Origin of the sequence: Alkalibacterium sp. f15 (assembly GCF_049389645.1) — a bacterium.
Classification (GTDB): domain Bacteria; phylum Bacillota; class Bacilli; order Lactobacillales; family Carnobacteriaceae_A; genus Alkalibacterium.
Map to the genome: position 1 here is coordinate 1407205 of NZ_CP186540.1, position 17607 is coordinate 1424811.

General features: G+C 40.3%; 19 protein-coding genes. 10 read left to right on the forward strand and 9 right to left on the reverse strand.

Features of this window, described 5'->3' with window-relative positions; translation table 11 throughout:
• Positions 1 to 90 precede the first annotated feature (90 nt).
• The 6 genes from ACO1PF_RS06990 (at position 91) to ACO1PF_RS07015 (ending at position 4550) form a co-directional block, all read left to right on the forward strand.
• Positions 91 to 1026, forward strand: a complete 936-nt coding sequence (locus ACO1PF_RS06990; protein WP_423188352.1) for an ABC transporter ATP-binding protein — start codon at positions 91 to 93, stop codon at positions 1024 to 1026.
• Positions 1019 to 1789 (forward strand): ABC transporter permease, encoded by a 771-nt coding sequence (locus ACO1PF_RS06995; protein ID WP_423188353.1) that lies wholly within the window; start codon positions 1019 to 1021, stop codon positions 1787 to 1789. The genes ACO1PF_RS06990 and ACO1PF_RS06995 overlap by 8 nt, the downstream gene beginning before the upstream one ends.
• A gap of 399 nt (positions 1790 to 2188) precedes the next feature.
• Complete coding sequence (locus ACO1PF_RS07000; protein WP_423188354.1) at positions 2189 to 2818, forward strand: nitroreductase family protein; 630 nt, start codon at positions 2189 to 2191, stop codon at positions 2816 to 2818.
• A 110-nt stretch (positions 2819 to 2928) separates the two neighbouring features.
• Positions 2929 to 3375, forward strand: coding sequence for a DUF4385 domain-containing protein (locus ACO1PF_RS07005; RefSeq protein WP_423188355.1), 447 nt, complete (start codon positions 2929 to 2931; stop codon positions 3373 to 3375).
• Positions 3376 to 3394: 19 nt separating this feature from the next.
• Positions 3395 to 3919 carry a hypothetical protein gene (locus ACO1PF_RS07010; protein WP_423188356.1) on the forward strand — a complete coding sequence of 175 codons (525 nt, stop codon included), beginning with the start codon at positions 3395 to 3397 and terminating at the stop codon, positions 3917 to 3919.
• Positions 3920 to 4097: 178 nt separating this feature from the next.
• Positions 4098 to 4550, forward strand: coding sequence for a hypothetical protein (locus ACO1PF_RS07015; RefSeq protein WP_423188357.1), 453 nt, complete (start codon positions 4098 to 4100; stop codon positions 4548 to 4550).
• A 156-nt stretch (positions 4551 to 4706) separates the two neighbouring features.
• Here ACO1PF_RS07015 and ACO1PF_RS07020 read toward each other — a convergent pair whose 3' ends face one another.
• The 7 genes from ACO1PF_RS07020 to ACO1PF_RS07050 form a co-directional block, all read right to left on the reverse strand.
• A complete protein-coding gene (locus ACO1PF_RS07020) occupies positions 4707 to 5276 on the reverse strand; it encodes a YdeI/OmpD-associated family protein (protein ID WP_423188358.1) in 570 nt (189 codons plus the stop codon).
• Between the two features lie 282 nt (positions 5277 to 5558).
• The gene (locus tag ACO1PF_RS07025) at positions 5559 to 6434 is read right to left on the reverse strand and encodes a DUF1295 domain-containing protein (RefSeq protein WP_423188359.1); all 876 of its coding nucleotides are present in this window, start codon (positions 6432 to 6434) and stop codon (positions 5559 to 5561) included.
• A gap of 126 nt (positions 6435 to 6560) precedes the next feature.
• On the reverse strand, positions 6561 to 7358 hold the full coding sequence (locus tag ACO1PF_RS07030) for a hypothetical protein (protein WP_423188360.1): 798 nt from the start codon (positions 7356 to 7358) through the stop codon (positions 6561 to 6563).
• A gap of 103 nt (positions 7359 to 7461) precedes the next feature.
• A complete protein-coding gene (locus ACO1PF_RS07035; RefSeq protein WP_423188361.1) occupies positions 7462 to 8247 on the reverse strand; it encodes a GDSL-type esterase/lipase family protein in 786 nt (261 codons plus the stop codon).
• Positions 8248 to 8270: 23 nt separating this feature from the next.
• Positions 8271 to 9272, reverse strand: a complete 1002-nt coding sequence (locus tag ACO1PF_RS07040; RefSeq protein ID WP_423188362.1) for an ABC transporter permease — start codon at positions 9270 to 9272, stop codon at positions 8271 to 8273.
• 15 nt (positions 9273 to 9287) lie between these two features.
• A complete protein-coding gene (locus tag ACO1PF_RS07045; RefSeq protein ID WP_423188363.1) occupies positions 9288 to 10196 on the reverse strand; it encodes an ABC transporter ATP-binding protein in 909 nt (302 codons plus the stop codon).
• A gap of 361 nt (positions 10197 to 10557) precedes the next feature.
• Positions 10558 to 10893: a winged helix-turn-helix transcriptional regulator gene (locus ACO1PF_RS07050; protein ID WP_423190521.1), complete on the reverse strand. Its 336-nt coding sequence runs from the start codon at positions 10891 to 10893 to the stop codon at positions 10558 to 10560.
• A 226-nt stretch (positions 10894 to 11119) separates the two neighbouring features.
• On the opposite strand from ACO1PF_RS07050, the gene ACO1PF_RS07055 reads away from it, so the two are divergent.
• The 3 genes from ACO1PF_RS07055 to ACO1PF_RS07065 all read left to right on the forward strand — a co-directional run bounded on the left by ACO1PF_RS07055 (position 11120) and on the right by ACO1PF_RS07065 (position 14888).
• Positions 11120 to 12229, forward strand: a complete 1110-nt coding sequence (locus tag ACO1PF_RS07055; RefSeq protein WP_423188364.1) for an S-(hydroxymethyl)glutathione dehydrogenase/class III alcohol dehydrogenase — start codon at positions 11120 to 11122, stop codon at positions 12227 to 12229.
• 51 nt (positions 12230 to 12280) lie between these two features.
• The gene (gene fghA, locus ACO1PF_RS07060) at positions 12281 to 13141 is read left to right on the forward strand and encodes an S-formylglutathione hydrolase (protein ID WP_423188365.1); all 861 of its coding nucleotides are present in this window, start codon (positions 12281 to 12283) and stop codon (positions 13139 to 13141) included.
• A gap of 553 nt (positions 13142 to 13694) precedes the next feature.
• Positions 13695 to 14888 carry an RtcB family protein gene (locus ACO1PF_RS07065; protein ID WP_423188366.1) on the forward strand — a complete coding sequence of 398 codons (1194 nt, stop codon included), beginning with the start codon at positions 13695 to 13697 and terminating at the stop codon, positions 14886 to 14888.
• Positions 14889 to 15123: 235 nt separating this feature from the next.
• Here the strand turns inward: ACO1PF_RS07065 and ACO1PF_RS07070 are convergent, their stop codons facing one another.
• Together ACO1PF_RS07070 and map are read right to left on the reverse strand one after the other, a co-directional pair.
• Positions 15124 to 15873: a DUF4336 domain-containing protein gene (locus tag ACO1PF_RS07070; RefSeq protein ID WP_423188367.1), complete on the reverse strand. Its 750-nt coding sequence runs from the start codon at positions 15871 to 15873 to the stop codon at positions 15124 to 15126.
• Between the two features lie 84 nt (positions 15874 to 15957).
• Positions 15958 to 16698, reverse strand: coding sequence for a type I methionyl aminopeptidase (gene map / locus ACO1PF_RS07075; protein ID WP_423188368.1), 741 nt, complete (start codon positions 16696 to 16698; stop codon positions 15958 to 15960).
• A 206-nt stretch (positions 16699 to 16904) separates the two neighbouring features.
• On the opposite strand from map, the gene ACO1PF_RS07080 reads away from it, so the two are divergent.
• Positions 16905 to 17414, forward strand: coding sequence for an SOUL family heme-binding protein (locus tag ACO1PF_RS07080; protein WP_423188369.1), 510 nt, complete (start codon positions 16905 to 16907; stop codon positions 17412 to 17414).
• Positions 17415 to 17607 lie beyond the last annotated feature (193 nt).

The following is a 17607-nucleotide window of genomic DNA, read 5'->3' on the forward strand; positions in this document are numbered from 1 at the left end:
ACAAAAAATAAGCAGATTCGTGATATAATAGAAGTCGGGCATTTTGAATGCATCTGTAAAAAAGGAAACTATTAAGGAGATAAAAAACAAATGACTTACGCACTTGAAATAAAGGATTTGAAAAAAGTATATGCGGGGGGCGTTGAGGCACTTCGTGGCATCGATTTGACGGTTGAAGAAGGAGACTTCTATGCGCTGTTGGGTCCCAATGGTGCCGGTAAATCAACAATCATTGGCATTATCACGTCATTAGTCAACAAGACCTCAGGAAATGTAAAGGTCTTTGGTTATGATCTGGATACCGATCTGACACGTGCCAAACAGCAGATCGGTTTGGTCCCTCAGGAGTTCAACTTCAATCCGTTTGAAAAAGTTCAGCAGATCGTTGTCAATCAGGCTGGATATTACGGCGTTCCACGTAAAGAAGCGTTAGAGCGCAGTGAAAAGTACCTGAAACAATCTGATTTATGGGAAAAACGGGATGTACGCGCCCGTATGCTGTCAGGCGGAATGAAACGCAGATTAATGATCGCCCGCGCATTGATGCATGAACCGCGTCTACTTATCTTAGATGAGCCAACAGCCGGGGTGGATATCGAGCTAAGACGCGAAATGTGGCGTTTCCTGAAAGAGTTGAATGCAAATGGAACAACGATTATTTTGACGACTCATAATCTGGAAGAAGCAGAAATGCTTTGCCGGAATATCGGCATTATTCAAACTGGGGAACTGATTGAAGATACCAGCATGAAAGCCTTACTGGCAAAACTTATGTTTGAGACGTTTATCTTTGATTTAGAGCCTTCTGATATAAAACCAATAATTAAAGGTTATCCGAGTCAACTTGAAGATGAAACGACTCTTTCTGTAGAAGTCGAGCGTAATCAGGGAGTCAACGAAGTGTTTGAGCAGCTCAATCAACAGGGAATCAAAGTCCTTTCCATGCGTAATAAATCCAACAGGCTGGAAGAATTATTCCTGAAAATCACCGAAAAAACAGACCAAGTGGAGGACTCAAATGTTTAACCTATATTACACAGCTTTAAAAAGTCTGGCAGTCAAAGAAACGAACCGCTATCTGCGTATATGGGTTCAAACTTTAGTTCCACCAGTGATCACGACATCATTATACTTTGTCATCTTCGGAAATCTGATTGGTGAAAGAATCGGGCAGATGGAGGGATTCTCCTATATGGAATTCATCGTGCCTGGACTGATTATGATGTCGGTCATCACAAGTTCCTATTCTAATGTCTCGTCATCCTTTTTCTCGCAGAAATTCCAGAAAAACATTGAAGAACTGCTGATTGCACCCGTCCCGACACACATCATTATGTGGGGATTTGTCATCGGTGGGATGGGCAGAAGCATACTTGTGGGAACCCTTGTGACGATCATTTCTCTCTTCTTCGTTCCGCTCCAGGCGTATTCATGGTTCATTATCATAGTTACCCTACTTATGACGTCTATTGTGTTCTCATTAGCAGGCTTACTCAACGGTATTTTTGCCCAATCCTTTGATGATGTGTCGATCGTGCCTACCTTTGTCCTGCAGCCGCTGACTTATCTTGGTGGGGTATTTTATGCCATCTCGATGCTGCCTCCGTTCTGGCAGGGCGTTTCACGAGTCAATCCGATCGTCTATATGATTTCAGGATTCCGGTATGGTTTCCTTGGTATTATAGATGTGCCGATTTTGCTTTCTATGGGCATACTGATTCTATTTATCGGCGTATTGTACGCGGTCGACTGGTATTTAATTGAAACAGGACGCGGCTTGAGAAGCTAGTGACTGTAAGTTTTCATAATATAATATAGTATGATTCCGATTTATTTATTAATATCAAAAAAGTAAAGCCAGATGTCCTCGACTAATTATGTTGAGGATATCTGGTTTTTGCTTAATCAGGATGTAATTGTAAACCTTATTAGTACCTCTTCATATGACGGTTAATGTCTACCAGACACTTTAAGGATAATAGTGTGAATGGTGAAATCAAATATTACAAATCGCTGTAGATTAACTCACATATGCATGATATTGTAAATATATACTATATAAATAGTATAATCAATAAGACAAGAGATTTCATTCGAACGATAGAGTGAAAAAGGGTAAAATGAAGAAAGGTAATTGTTTCCTAACTACTAAAAATTAGTGTCAAGGGAAAAGAAAAGAGGCTATACAATGTTGAAAAATAACGATTTTTCAGATATCGCTTTAGGTCGTAGATCTATTCGAGTTTATGATGAAACCGTCAAGATTTCTCGCGAAGAAATGCTTGAAATGATTCAAAAAGCAACAAGAGCCCCGTCATCAGTAAATTTGCAGCCTTGGCGCTTTGTCGTGGTGGATAGTGATGAAGGGAAAGCAAAATTAAGGCCCCTGGTTCGATGGAATACAATACAAAACGATACATCATCAGCAATGCTTCTGATTTTCGGAGATTTGCAGTGTTATGAATACGCAGAAGAGATCTACGATAAAGCAGTGGCAGAAGGAAAAATGTCAGAGAAAGTGAAAAACGAGCAGTTGGCTGATATCATTCCTCTCTATAAAAGCTTCAATAAAGAAAAAATGAAGAAAGCAGTAAAACTCGATTCCGCTTTAGCAGCTATGCAGTTTATGCTTGTTGCACGTAGCCACGGTTATGATACAAATCCTATCGCCGGATTCGAGCATGGCCAATTAGCAGAAGCGGTTGGATTAGACAAAGAACGCTACGTTCCGGTTCTGATTTTATCTGTGGGTAAAGCATTGGAAACAGGCGAAGAAACTGTTCGGCTAGATGCAAAAAAAATCACAACTTTTGAATAATAGGTCATAGTTTGAGCGTATCTTTGTGTGGAAAATGGCTTGATTGTTAATCAACGCAAAATATAAGATGCATATTTTTTGGTAAACGAAAACTTCAAGAGGAGATATACATGCCATTCGACTATGACTTGGATTTTGAGAACATTAACTTTCGCGAGCAGCCGGAACTTTACAAAGTGGGCAGAGGAGAACAGGGCGTGCTGATGGTAGAGCCCTACAAGAGCGAGATACTCCAGCACTGGCGATTTAAGACACCTGAAATCGCAAAAGAGTCATCCGAAATGATTTATCAAATGTACCTGGATTATAAAAAGGATGGGGATTTTGTCGGGATGGACATGGCGAGGAAATATCTCCAGATGGGCTACACCAGGTCCCGCCGTTATGCGAACTATAAAGGTGGCAGGAAATACAACGAAGACGGTGACGTGAAGGACAGAGATATCGACCCGGAAAAAGCGGAATCAGCTGCCATCTTTGAAGAGAAATGGATCATTGTAAGAGAAGATGAAGACTATCTCAAACTAAAAAAAGAACACCAAAAAAAGTATGGTTAAACCAATTAGGAGGAAGCATATGAATTCCAAATTAGTGGTTGTGTCTCTATCTTTTATCGTTTTTTTTTCACTAACAGGCTGCTCCGATACAAGTGAAACGGACGACGGAGTCGATAATAATGGCGAAACTAGGCAAGTCAGCAATGACGACGATACGAAAGAGTCTTTTGAAGAAAATTTTCCAGAGCCACCAGGTTTAACTCTTTATGCTGGAGAAGAAATTCTTGACCCTGTTCTTGGTACGTATAGCTGGAGTGTTGAAAATGAGGACGGGACAGTAACTGCAACAGAAGTAGATGCTGCTGCTCCGCCAGAATTAGTCAGCATTATTGATCCAATGGAAGTCACGGCGGACACAACTATCGATCTTGGTTTCGAAGAACAACCAGATCGTTACACTGTGAGGATATGGGATGAAGACAACGCCATTCTTAGCGAATCAGATGAAGTAGTTCTATCAGGTGAAGGCATAGTTATTTACGAAGTGCTGGCACACTGGGAACAAGGTACAGCAACTTATGCTTTTTCTTTAGATATTGAATAGGTTTTTATGTAGTTACTCATTATTTAAAATACACTCCTCTTACTGGACATAACCGTTCGGAAGGGGAAGTGTATTTTTTGCTTTTCATATTGCTTGAGAGACTGATAAGCCGCGTAGTATGATACTATATAATTGAAGAAATTATTTAACTATAAATTTAAATATAAGGAGCTTACCCATGAAAATCAACTTCACGAAGAAACAGTATCGCTCACTCATAGATTTGATTCATTTAGGAGATATGGTTGTTAACGGTATTCGCACTGATGATACAGTAGAGGAATATGAGGAGCTTCGAGAGTATATCTATTCGTTTGCAAAACAAATGGGACAAGAGGATAACATTAAATATGATAAAGAATACGATAGGCACTTTGAAACAAGGGAATATGAGTCAGGAAAAGTTCAGGAATATATTGAGGATTACGACGATGAAATCTTCTGGACAGAATTAGCCTCACGGTTAGCCACGCGAGATACGCAGAAACTGATAATGTTGACTGGAGAGATCTCTGACAAGGATGAAGATTTGAAAAAGTACTGGTCTAGAGAGGATATATACCAAAAGGAATTTGAAGAAAATGGCTTGCGAAACGTGTCGGTAAAGTTTAACAAAGGCAAAAAAAGCTAAGTTGCAGCTGCCTCAGGAACGGAAAAACATCACGAAACCTCAGACATTTAAGGGTTCGTGATGTTATTTCTAATGTTAAGACAAAAAATTGCTTGCGGTGCTGTTAGATTTCCACGGTATATCAAATCGATCAATGACCATATTATAACTTTCCAACTAGTAGTCGATCAGGCGGCCATTATCATTCCATTGGCCATAAAGCTTGTTGTCACGAGTATTTAAAATAAACTTATCCAGTCTTCTATTAAACAGATCAGGTTGATTCTCGTTGCCTTGGATATTATCTAAGCGAATTCGTCTGTAAAGCTCAGGTAAGGCGAGAAAGTTATGATACAGGTCTTCATCCGCTTTCAAACGTTCCTCGATCTCAGGGTCGATTTTAAACGAACTAGGGGACATATCTGGCAGGACCTGTCTGCCACTTTCTTTCATCAAGCCCATTTTTTCCAATCGTCGGACCCGTTCTTTATTCAACTCTGTCCAGTTGCTGTTCTTTCGTCTGGGAGAGAATCTCTGGGCAGACTTTCCACTAGGTAATGTTTTTCGGATACCGTCGATCCAACCAAAGCACAGGGCCTCTTCAACTGCATCTAAATAGTGAATCCCATCTATTTGTTTAGCCGAACTGATAACTATCCAACAGAATGTCTCTGTAGCTGCATTCTCTTCAAGCCAGGCACGCAACTCCTGTCTTGTTTTTACTTCAATCAAGTTTGTGATATCCATATAGCATCCGTCCTTTACAAGTTGCTAATAAATACTTACCAGTAATTTAATGCAAGGCAGTGTTTCAATGATTGTTTATATTTATTATATTCCCTTTACAGACAATTAGTACACTAAATTTCAATACCTATTTCAAGAGTCAGAGGGATCAAGTTGATTAGGGCTTTCCGCTCCGATAGAACATATTAAAAAGCTGTGTGAGAGGAATAGATAACTCATTCCTCTCACACAGCTTCGTATACTTCATCTATCAAAGTGTCTTTAACAACTTACCAGGCTAAATTATTTTTTAGCCCAAGGGAAAAGCATTGGTACTCTCTGTGTGTATTCTTCCCATTCATCATATTTCTCCATGTTTTTCTCTAGTAATGGAGTGGATATTTTGATCAATACGGTACTCATTAAAATAGGTGAGATAGCTAACAAGATATAATAAATTGGGTTCACGGAACCAGTAAAGAACAACGTAATACCACTGGCATATAATCCGATCCAAATTAATATCTCTCCAAAATAGTTTGGATGACGTGTGACCGACCATAGGCCTGATTGTAGCAGTTTACCTGTTTTTTTACTGATGTGCTGTCTTAATTGTTCGTCACCAACCACTTCAAAGATTAGTCCGACTAGCGCAATAAGCAATCCAGCGTAAACGAAATACTGATGAGCTGCATCAAAACTGAATTCGTTGTATTTGATTACTGTATAGCTGGCAGATCCAACGATAAAGTTGATAATGCCTTGAACCATAAACACTCTGAAAAAGGCAATGAGGACGACTTTCTCTCCCCACTCTTCACGCCACTGTGCGTATCGGAAATCCTCGGGTTTTCCGTAATTTCTTTTCAATAAACGTAATGATAATCTGAGACCCCATACAGTAATAAAGCCAACAATCACATACGATAAAATGGTGGGCTCTTCAGTCACCAATAGGGTAAGCCAACTACCAACAACAAAACCCATGCCCCAACCAATGTCGACAATTGAATTGTTTTTGATCACGGTTGCTATAACAAAGATTATGGTGAAATAAGCAAAGGTAAAAAGTAATGGAACAATTAGTCCATCCAAACCTAAATTAGTAAAGCCTTGTGTGGCAATTGCCAGCGTTACTAAAAATAATATAGGGTAAATAATAAGTCTTTTCTTATCCATAATGCACCTCTTTCAGTTTTTATACATCATAATATACCATAAAAAAAGTATATAAATCTAGTTAGCCCTATAATAAGGTATGCTACTTTTATTATAAATAACTACAGCAGAAACCGACGCAAGTTTTTAATCGGAACGCACCCTACTTGAAAGCGTGAATCCAATAAAGTAAATGGCTACACCCAATATAGCTGAAATATATATAATTAGATTGTTCAGACTCATGTCACCAAAGAAAAACAACAGAAGAACAGTCGCACTATACAACATTTGACTTGCTAAGAGTCTGGATCTGTTTACGCTCTTACCTCTATCATCTTTGGTTTCAACTTTTGATAAAAACCAAAACAATATAAACGATAGACACAATGTGGCAATTACAAATAGGGTTATAGGGTCTAAATAATCTATATTATTGAAGGATAAATAGTTCATGAAAAAACTCTCCGCTATAAAAAATGCCAACCCAATCCCACTAGCTATTAATACCACTTTTGCTTTTTCCCTCGTTTTTGTGACAAACGTCATAGCTAAAAGAAATATAAGTAAGTAGACACTGTTTTCATCGTTAAAAGATAGGTAAACAGTGAACCCCAGTACTGAATATATATCGAAAACGGTCAGCTCTTTTCCTGTAATGCCATTTACTATTCTCATCATTAGAAGTATCCAGAAAATCACTAGGAGCTGAACATTTTCATAATAGAGTAAATTTAAAAGTGAAAAGGCAGCGGCTATAAATGCTGAATACTGATGTTTTGAATCAAGTTCTCTGGAAAGTGCCCAGGTCAAAAAGACGCCACCGCCTATATATAGCCCTGATGAAATTTCTCCTGTTAAAATCCAACCTATAGCCGCTACTAAAAGTGTAAAGAGTACGATGATCTGATTTGTTCTGTAACTAAAATCTATATTTCTTCCCAATGTAAAAATAAAACCACTCCTTCATGAACATAGTATGCCCTGATTTTTGATAACTGATAGATAAACTATTATTCCATATCTCTTTTCAATGCTTTACACTTCTCTAGTTCAATATCCGATAAAGTTCTTCTGCTATAACTTGATAACCTGATCCATTTGGATGGAATTCATCGATAGAGAGATAGTCGCTTAAATGATATTGAAACAATTCATATGTTGGTATAAATACAAAGTTAACATCCGAATCTACTATTAAATGCGTTTCGTAATTCCATTCTAAAAGTAATCTGGCATTTTGGGGTTCTTCCTGGCTATAAGGATTGTACAAACCTATGAAGGCCAATTGTGCATCTGGATTGATGGCTCGAATCTCTCTGACTACAAAGGCCAGATTTTCTTTGTAGGAGTTGAGGGCTTCTTCAAAGGCAAGCGTTAAAGTTAAATTGTCTTCGTATTCCAGACGATTCAAATCATTTCCGCCAATTGAAATAATGATCAACTGTGCATTTGAAATGCTGGAATTATGTTCTCCGCTTCCAATTAAATCTGCAAGTTGATTGCTGTCATAGCCGGGTACTGAGATGTTTGTAAGGGTCTTTTCATCTGCATTTTCGTCAGCCAGTAAAGCGAGGTATCTTTCTCCTATACCTAAATTTTCTTCGTCACCGAATCCAAATCCGATAGAGTCTCCAAGAATGAGTATATCAGACGGTTCCGCTGGAATCATGTCTTCTTCGGGTGTAGTGATTGATTCTTCCATCGGGTCTTCTGTATAAACGGTTTCTTCACTCCTACTTATAACGATAGAGGCAACGAAACCTGAGACAAATAGGATCGATAGGGCTAATGCACTCAACAATAATAGGGGCCATATCACTTTTTTATACATAGTTATCCTCCTTGAAAATCGACTTAAACCAATACATCTTTGCGATTAAATACGATAAAACTTATCAGCAATGACACTACGGCCCAACCACTTAGTATTAGAATAGAAAAGTTCAAACTCATTCCTTCGACAGGTTGATAGGAGCCGGTCAAATAGCGCGTCAGATCCAAATTGGTCACGAAAAAGTATTTGACGAGTTCCCATTCAGATAAGAAAAACTGTAAAAATTGACCGCCGATCAGAGACGCCATCAAGATGCCTATAGCTGAAGAACTGTTGTCAACGATAACGGAAATCAACAGCGTTATAGAGGCTACTATGATGGAGACAAACCACAATAGAGAATAGATCAATAAAGTATATTGAAAGCGGGAGATCAAGATAGTTGAATCTGAATCTAATGAGCCTTCAAACAAACTAAAGCCGGTCACGACGGGTTCACTGAATCCCCATTCTTGGAAGAATAAATAGGCTACCAAAGTTGAGATGATGCCGATAATAAATACTAACACTGTTGTCATGATCAAAAGGGCAATATACTTGCTCAACAACACTTTCCACCTGGGGACTGCTCGTGTGAGTAAGATTTTGATCGTTTTTTTGGAGAATTCACTGGAAACTAAATCTGCAGCCAAAATGACGATGAGTAGCGGGATGAACAAGGTGATGCCTTGTTCTACAAATTCAACATTAAATTTAGAGGCAGTAGGCGTGATTGGATTGATGTCGTTCTCAATAAAATAAGTCAGCTGCTGAATTTCTCTATCGATAGATGCTCTCACTTCCTCAGGTATGAATTCATCGCTACTGCGTTCTTCCAGATCGCTGAGCCTTTGGGCGGTAAGGGATTCCCAATCATAGGCGATCCCACCAGATTCTGCTTCAAATTGTTGTATGTTTCGGTCATAAGAATATTTTTGTCCATAGGAGAATAGACCTACAAAAATCAAAAGTAAAACAATGATCAGCAGCATTTTTTTCTTCAAAATAATCTTCATTACTTCATTTTGCGTCAACGAAAGCATAATATCACACCTTTGCTAGATTTTGTTTTCACCTGTAAGTGTTAAAAATAAATCTTCCAGTGTTCTCTTTTTATTTTCAACATACTTGATTTCAAAACCTAAATTAAATAATGTTTTATTTATTTCTGCAAGCATCTCTACGTCAACTAATGCCTTTAGATTTTCTGCCTCAATAGATGAAGCTATATTAAATTTATTTTTGAGTATCGCTTGTGCCTTTTTTGGATCATCCAGTGTCCAAACGACTTCACCAGTCGATAGAAGGTCATCTATTGTGGCATTCCTGATGATGCTTCCGTTATTTATAATACTGACGCGATCACACATCAATTGAACTTCACTGATCAGATGCGAAGAAATCAAGACTGAGATACCTTTTTCTCTAGCCAAATTTTTTACGATTTCTCTAAACTCATGGATGCCTTGAGGATCAAGTCCGTTTGTCGGTTCGTCTAAAATCAATAGTTTGGGTTTGTGAATCAGCGCTTGAGCTAAACCGATCCGTTGTTTCATTCCCATGGAATAAACTTCAACTTTATCATGGATCCGATTTTCCATACCGACTAATTTTACAGCGTCATCGATATCTTTTTTAGTCACATCTTTTGACATGCTGCCGAGCAGTTCAAGATTTTTATATCCACTCATATAATCATAAAGATCTGGACCTTCTATAATACAACCAACATTAGACATCGCCTTTACAAAATCTTTTTTAATGGAATATCCACAGATTTTTATATCTCCGGAAGTAGGCTTTGATAAACCTACGAGCATCCTTAAAGTCGTCGTTTTTCCAGAACCATTGGGTCCTAAAAAACCTAATATTTCCCCCTGTTTGATATCAAAACTGACATCTTTTATGATCTGGATTTTCTTGATCTGCTTTGTTATGTTTGAAACCTTTAACACCGATGTATCCATAATGAGCCTCTTTTCAAGGGTAGTTTGATTTCTGAGTATTCAATACTGGCTGATTGATTTAAATTTTTTTAGGTAAAAGAACAAGTAAAAGATATGCTAATACTATTGTAGCACTATACACACTTGTAGAATAGTAGAACAATAATAAAGGATCAGCAATAATTGTACTGGTCCTTTATATGATTTAACTTTTCATCATAGTATGGGTTTGAAGGGCAAAAGACTCGATAGCTCAACTTTTTCTAACTACAACTAACAGATTCAACCGATATTTTTTTAGCATCCTAAAGTCCAATTTTTAACTATCTTAAGATGAATTATCCCAGAACAGAAAGTGAAAAAAACTGCCTTTTGAATATCTCTAATTTGATTTTAGAAACGCATGAAAACTATCTCCCCAGTCACAAATGGCTGTTACGACTGGATCGAGACTCAGTCCGATTTCAGTTAATCTATAGTCCACTTTGGGAGGGACCACCGGGTAAACGGTTCGCTGGATGATCTGATCTTCCTCTAATTCTCTTAGTTGACGGATCAGCATCCGCTGGTTGATATCTGGGAAAATCTTTTGAAATTCACTTAGTCGTAAGGGAGATTCTTGGAGTAGTGCCCAGACGATTGCAATTTTCCAACGTCCTCCAATAACAGATAAGGCCAAGTCTTTGTTCGTATGGAATTCTTTTCCTTTATGTAGCATGGTCTGATTCAAATCCTTTCTCGAAACTTGAGTATACCCTATGGTGACAAATATGTCAGTATTAACTTTCTTCCCAATATCCAATACAATGGGACATTGGGAAGAACGAGACTCTAACACTACAAGAGGTCTTTCCTTTAAAGGCAATCAAATGAATGAGGTTTAACACGTTTAGGATGTATAATGAGTTAATGAAGAAGTACAAACAAAAGAAAGCAGGAAAAATATGAAAAGCAGAGCCGCAGTAGCATTTGGTCCAAATGAACCCCTTGAAATTGTCGAAATCGATGTTGAAGAACCAAAAGAAAATGAAGTAAGGGTAAAGATATTGTATACGTCCGTTTGTCATACAGATGCCTTTACGTTGTCTGGAGAGGACCCAGAAGGCGTCTTTCCAGCAGTTTTAGGCCATGAAGGTGGAGGAATCGTTGAATCTGTCGGGAAGGGTGTTACATCCTTCAAACCGGGCGATCACGTCATCCCACTTTATACAGCAGAATGTGGAAAGTGTAAGTTCTGTCTTTCCGGGAAAACAAATTTATGCAGTTCAGTCCGTGAGACTCAAGGCAAAGGACTGATGAAAGATGGAACGACGCGTTTTTCATATAAGGGCGAGCCGATCTATCACTACATGGGCACCAGCACCTTCAGTGAATACACCGTCGTAAATGATGTCAACCTGGTAAAAGTCGACGAAAATGCGCCATTAGAAAAAGTATGTTTACTTGGTTGCGGCGTAACAACGGGCATGGGTGCTGTTAAAAACACAGCGAAAGTTGAAGAAGGCGCAGTCACTGCCGTCTTCGGCCTGGGCGCGATCGGCTTGGCTGCCATTCAAGGTTTGAAAAAAGCGAAAGCTAAACGGATCATTGCCATCGATATCAATCCCAAAAAATGGGAATTAGCTAAAAAGATGGGTGCGACGGACTTTGTCAATCCTAAAGAACATGACCGTCCGATCCAGGAAGTCATTGTCGAAATGACAGATGGCGGAGTGGATTATAGCTTTGAATGTATCGGGAACGTCGATGTCATGAGATCTGCACTGGAATGTTGCCACAAAGGATGGGGCGAAAGCATCATCCTTGGTGTCGCAGGTGCCGGGAAAGAAATCAGTACACGCCCATTTCAACTTGTTACCGGACGTGTCTGGCGCGGGTCAGCATTTGGCGGCGTAAAAGGAAGAACGGAACTGCCAGGAATGGTTCTGGATTATATGAACGGTGAAATCGATTTGGATTCATTTATTACGCACAACTTGGAATTTAAAGAGATCAATGAAGCCTTCGACCTCTTACACAAGGGTGAATCCATCCGTACAGTTTTAGCTTACTAAAAGTTGAATTCAATATTACTTTAGTTCATCAGAAATCGAGGAGGAAAAGGCATGTCAAAAGTAGAACTTTTAGAAGAACATCGTATTTTCGACGGGGTACAATACAAGTATCGTCACACGTCTGAAGTACTGGGCTGTCCGATGACGTTCAGCCTGTTTTTACCGAATAAAGACAGATTTCCTGAGCCGCCTTTGTTATGGTGGCTGTCAGGGTTGACGTGTACCGATGATAACTTCACTCATAAAGCGGGTGCTCAAAGAGCAGCAGCGCGTCTAGGGATCGCCATGATCATGCCGGACACGAGTCCCAGAGGAGAAGAGATAGCTGACTCAAAAGATTATGACTTAGGACAGGGAGCCGGCTTTTACCTTAATGCCACTGAAGAACCGTGGGCGGCTCACTATAAAATGTATGACTATATAATAGAAGAATTAACCAGTTTAATGCGGGACGAATTTGATTTGAATGGGCCTGAATTTATTTCGGGACATTCAATGGGTGGTCACGGCGCACTGGTTTTAGGACTGAAAAATCCAGAACGATTCCAGTCGATCACAGCATTTGCGCCGATCGTTAACCCAAGCCAGGTACCCTGGGGTGTGAAAGCATTTGAGAATTATCTTGGAGACGATAAAAGTAGGTGGGCTGAGTGGGATGCATTGGAATTGCTGAAGCAACAGTCAGGTAAGATAGTACCTATCCTGATCGACCAGGGCGATGCCGATCCTTTTTATAAGAAAGAACTGGAACCGGCTAAGTTAGCCGAAGCTGCAAAAGAGAGGGATTATCCTTTGACCGTTCGCATGCAAAAAGGGCATGACCACAGCTACTATACGATTTCAACATACATTGAAGAGCATCTCGAGTTTCATCTCAATGAATCAAAAAAAGATAGAGGTATTCAGAAGTAGAAGGATAAGCTTCAGAACTAGTCGCAAACCAGTCATTTCAATCATACGAGTGCGATTTTTCACTATAACAGACTTCGAAAAACTAAAAAGAGGCAGGGACGTTTGTGAGCTGTTGAAAAAGTCCTGAAAAAGTTGATACCCTACCGTTCTTATCGGTAAGATATCAACTTTTTTGGTATAATAATAGAAACAATACCACGGGCGAATGGACATGTTTAACTTTCAAGAATCACTCATTGTTAGACCTACTTATTTCCCAAATAGTGTGAAACATCTGAGACAATTGGCGTCGCACAACCGCTCAGTTAACTGGGTTGACTGAGCGGTTAGCTAAAGGACAAGACTTTCTGATACAAACAGAGCGTGACTTAGATATCACCCTCGATGAATACGAAGACAGCCTCACACACATGTTCACTTGCCCAACATGTCACGGGTCGATCGATACGGCGGTCGTCAAGCACGTCGTCGCCAGTCACCGCGTGAACGACCGCAGCCAACTGCCTGTCGCGTAACAGACGTATGGTCACATATGGATAAGGAGAGAAGCCACATGTTTGAATTGGAAGGGAAATACAACAAAGCAAAAGTATTTGCAGACAAGCTCGAAGAGGGGGCGATCGAACAGATCGTCACCTTCTGCAACCAACCACACAGCAAAGGGTCGCGGATCCGCATCATGCCTGACGCTCACCAGGGAGCAGGCTCGACGATCGGCACAACGATGACGGTGACAGACACCGTCGTTCCGAACCTTGTTGGCGTAGATATTGGGTGTGGGTTAAGCGTCGCAATCGTTAAAATCAACCCTGCAGACCTTGCGTTTGATCGAGTGGATGACGTTATCCGCCGTTACATCCCTTGTGGCTCTTCCACACAACCGCCGAACCACTTCCACCGCTTCGGTAAATTAGTCAAGTACCGCGATATTAAAGCACCAATCGATTTGGAACGCGCCAAAGCCTCGATTGGGACATTGGGTGGCGGGAATCACTTCATCGAGATCAACGCCTATGACGAGGATCACATTGCGGTCGTTGTGCACAGTGGGTCGCGGAACTTAGGGAAGCGGATCGCAGAATTCCACCAAGACCGTGCGTATGATGAGCTGATTGCTCAAAGAGACACACACGCTGCAATAGTGGCGCAGAGGAAGAAAGACGAGAATCAAAAAGACATTCAAAGCACCCTTCAAACCATAGCCGAACAAACGATACCTAAAGAATTGGCTTATTTGAAAGGGGAGTCTTTTGCAGATTACCTGAACGACATGACGATCGCTCAGCACTATGCCGAACTGAACAGACAAGCCATGCTGGAAACGCTCCTCGCCCAGATGAACTGGACAGCCGTGGATGCCTTCTCAACGATTCACAACTACATTGACATGGAAAATATGATCTTACGCAAAGGCGCCATCTCTGCTCAAAAAGACGAGCGGGTCATCATCCCACTGAACATGCGTGACGGCAGCATTATCGCCTACGGCAAGGGCAATGAAGACTGGAACTATTCCGCTCCTCACGGGGCTGGGCGCTTGATGTCACGTACCAAAGCGAAAAAAATGGTGGCACTGGCCGACTTCAAAAAGACCATGAAAGAGGTCTGGAGCAGTTCGGTAAAGCTGTCGACCTTGGATGAAAGCCCTATGGCTTATAAACCAATGGACGAGATCATCGAACAGATCAAAGAGACCGTGACGATAGACCGCATCATCAAACCGCTCTACAATTTCAAAGCAAACTAAGTCGCCTAATGGGAGGCTGCTGAAAAACAAGAGGGGTTTAGCAGCGCGTATTGCTCACAATGAGATACAGGATAAAAAAATAGGAATACTGACCATTCACGTTGTGAATGAGGCAGTAATTCCTATTTTTTTCATTAATTATGTCACTATCCTCTTTATGTTTACCACAAACATTGTTGTGGCAGCTTAAATGTCCCTGCCTTTGTTTGATCTGTCTTTCATCACTATATATGTCTTATTTTTCCAACCAGCTAAAGGCACGTTTGAGTTCCGCTGTCCCGTTCTTATCATACCAGCGACCGTGTGCGAGGATGATTTTTTCGGGCTGCCAACTAAGCATACGCTTGTAGCAATGCCGAGCTTTTTCCTTTTGCCCGAAAAAGGTCAGGCGCAAGTCGATCGGAGCCTTGCCGTTTGGATCAGCGACACCGGCTAGTTTATAGACCGTTTTCCAAAAACGATTCGTCGTGCGTGCTGGTTCGAAATTCTCGATCAGGTCAGTGAGGATCAGCGTTTTGCTGCCTTTATGGAAAAATACCACTTCCTCCAGTGTGCGACTTCCTTTAAAAATCAGCTGGTTTATATCAGCTGACCAGTCTGCCGGCGCCTCGTTTTCCAAGGGACGATCGAAATCGACCTTTATATTTTGCGACTGTGCGCGTTTTTCGACACCAGGGCTCGACCAGGCAGTCGCCTTTGGGTAATGGGTCTTCCATTCTGCTATATAGGCGTAATGAATTCTGTTCGGTGATATTAAGTGCGTCACTTCACCAAGTTTATCGATTTCGGTCAATAGTTTTTCGTCTGGTTTGATTGGTGAATGGACCCATAATGACTGATTCTTTAATTTCACGATCGTCATTCGTGTTGAAAAGGGAACACCAAAGGCCAGAACGTTCATCTTGATTATCCCGCCGTCTACGATCCAGATATCTGTATCGATTTTTTTCAAGGTATTGAGAGGTTCATAAAGTGGAATCGTCATAAAATCATCTCCTTTGCGGATGAAAAATCGAATATCACATTTTCACACAAGAGAAAATATGTTTCTTGATGTGACGTGACCCTATCAAGCGGTCGTCACAACTGGTCCCTCACTTGTGATTATGATGGTATGTTCGTATTGTGCTACATAGCTTTCATCAGTCAGGAAGGTCCAGCCATCATCAGACTGGAAGACTTCTTCCTCAAGTGTGGAGATGAACGGTTCAAAAGCGATGACCATGCCTTCTTCCAAGACGACATCATCCCATTTTGAGAAGAAGTTGAAAATGTGATCGGGTTTCTCATGGATCGAGCGTCCGATACCATGTCCAGTAAGGTTTTTGATAACGGTCAAACCATTTTGTTTCGCTACGTTGTGAACTGCGTTTCCGAGCGCACTTGTTTTTGCGTCAGGCATTGCTTTCTCAAGTCCAGCTTCGAAAGCTTCTTTAGCCACGTCACAGATCATTTTCAAAGCGGCATTGCCATGTCCAACAACGAAGGAGAGACCGGTGTCTGCAAAATATCCGTTCTTGGATCCTGAGACATCGATATTGACAAGATCGCCTTCTGCTATGACCCGGTCACTCGGTATGCCGTGTGCGACTTCTTCATTCACGCTGATACAGGTAAAACCTGGGAAATCATAGATTTGTTTGGGCGCTGACTGCGCACCGGCTTGTTCAAATAGTTTTCCTGCCAGGTCGTCGAGTTCTTTTGTGGTTATTCCCGGTTGCGTCTTTTGAACCAATTCATCTCGAATGGCGCCACAGATTTTACCGATTTCTTTTAATCCATTAAAATCTTCTTCAGTTCTTGCAATCATTTAATATCCTCGCTTTTCAATGCATAGTCTAGTATCCTTACTTCTAAATTCTAGCACAATTTGTATACTGATCGGGATTAATTTCAAAAAATGTACAAAGAGTTCGGACGAGAAATGATACAAGTTGGAATAAGATTGTTAAGCGTTTGAGATCGGAAATGATACAATAGTAGTGAGATCATTAACTTAATGAATGGAGTGATTCTGTGAGTAAATATGAGACGCCCGATTATGATGTAGTGCTGAAAGAAGAGGATTTTGAAATAAGAAAATATGTCGATTTTTATATTGTCGAGTACGAAAATTTAAATAATGAAGAAAGTAACAGTGCATTTGGCACTTTGTTCAAGTATATATCCAGCGACAATAAAGCGAATGAAAAAATCTCAATGACAGTACCTGTTATTCAAGAAGAAACTGAAGAAAAAAAGAAAATGGCCTTTGTTGTTCCAGAAAAGTACAGGGAGCAAATACCAGAGCCGAATAATCCGAATCTAAAGGTAAAAAAATTCGATGAAGGCTTGTTCGGTGCAATACATTATTCAGGTTTTTCCAACAAATCAAAAGAATCAAAAATGAAGAAAAAACTGGAAGAGTGGATACAGGAAAAAGGCTATCAAAAGCAATCAAACTATATGTTGGCTTCTTACAATGCACCGTTTACCCCACCTATGTTCAGAAAAAATGAAATTTGGGTTAGAATCAGTAAAGCGTAAGAAGCAATGTAATTGTCAATAATCGATCGAGTAAAAAGTAATGACCACTCGTTTTATCAGGTGATTAGGATTCGAATAGGAAAGTCCATGGCGTGAAATGTTGCTGAGATAAAATTTCTTTCAAAAAACACACGCCCCTTAACGAACTTAATCGTTAAGGGGCGTGTGTTTTTTTGAAGTTCAATTAACAGTA

What these genes read in the sequence shown, in the direction of transcription:
- ACO1PF_RS06990 (WP_423188352.1), top strand. Translation starts at nt 91, where the DNA reads ATGACTTACGCACTTGAAATAAAGGATTTGAAAAAAGTATATGCGGGG.
- ACO1PF_RS06995 (WP_423188353.1), top strand. Translation starts at nt 1,019, where the DNA reads ATGTTTAACCTATATTACACAGCTTTAAAAAGTCTGGCAGTCAAAGAA.
- ACO1PF_RS07000 (WP_423188354.1), top strand. Translation starts at nt 2,189, where the DNA reads ATGTTGAAAAATAACGATTTTTCAGATATCGCTTTAGGTCGTAGATCT.
- ACO1PF_RS07005 (WP_423188355.1), top strand. Translation starts at nt 2,929, where the DNA reads ATGCCATTCGACTATGACTTGGATTTTGAGAACATTAACTTTCGCGAG.
- ACO1PF_RS07010 (WP_423188356.1), top strand. Translation starts at nt 3,395, where the DNA reads ATGAATTCCAAATTAGTGGTTGTGTCTCTATCTTTTATCGTTTTTTTT.
- ACO1PF_RS07015 (WP_423188357.1), top strand. Translation starts at nt 4,098, where the DNA reads ATGAAAATCAACTTCACGAAGAAACAGTATCGCTCACTCATAGATTTG.
- ACO1PF_RS07020 (WP_423188358.1), bottom strand. Translation starts at nt 5,276, where the DNA reads ATGGATATCACAAACTTGATTGAAGTAAAAACAAGACAGGAGTTGCGT.
- ACO1PF_RS07025 (WP_423188359.1), bottom strand. Translation starts at nt 6,434, where the DNA reads ATGGATAAGAAAAGACTTATTATTTACCCTATATTATTTTTAGTAACG.
- ACO1PF_RS07035 (WP_423188361.1), bottom strand. Translation starts at nt 8,247, where the DNA reads ATGTATAAAAAAGTGATATGGCCCCTATTATTGTTGAGTGCATTAGCC.
- ACO1PF_RS07040 (WP_423188362.1), bottom strand. Translation starts at nt 9,272, where the DNA reads ATGCTTTCGTTGACGCAAAATGAAGTAATGAAGATTATTTTGAAGAAA.
- ACO1PF_RS07045 (WP_423188363.1), bottom strand. Translation starts at nt 10,196, where the DNA reads ATGGATACATCGGTGTTAAAGGTTTCAAACATAACAAAGCAGATCAAG.
- ACO1PF_RS07050 (WP_423190521.1), bottom strand. Translation starts at nt 10,893, where the DNA reads ATGCTACATAAAGGAAAAGAATTCCATACGAACAAAGACTTGGCCTTA.
- ACO1PF_RS07055 (WP_423188364.1), top strand. Translation starts at nt 11,120, where the DNA reads ATGAAAAGCAGAGCCGCAGTAGCATTTGGTCCAAATGAACCCCTTGAA.
- fghA (WP_423188365.1), top strand. Translation starts at nt 12,281, where the DNA reads ATGTCAAAAGTAGAACTTTTAGAAGAACATCGTATTTTCGACGGGGTA.
- ACO1PF_RS07065 (WP_423188366.1), top strand. Translation starts at nt 13,695, where the DNA reads ATGTTTGAATTGGAAGGGAAATACAACAAAGCAAAAGTATTTGCAGAC.
- ACO1PF_RS07070 (WP_423188367.1), bottom strand. Translation starts at nt 15,873, where the DNA reads ATGACGATTCCACTTTATGAACCTCTCAATACCTTGAAAAAAATCGAT.
- map (WP_423188368.1), bottom strand. Translation starts at nt 16,698, where the DNA reads ATGATTGCAAGAACTGAAGAAGATTTTAATGGATTAAAAGAAATCGGT.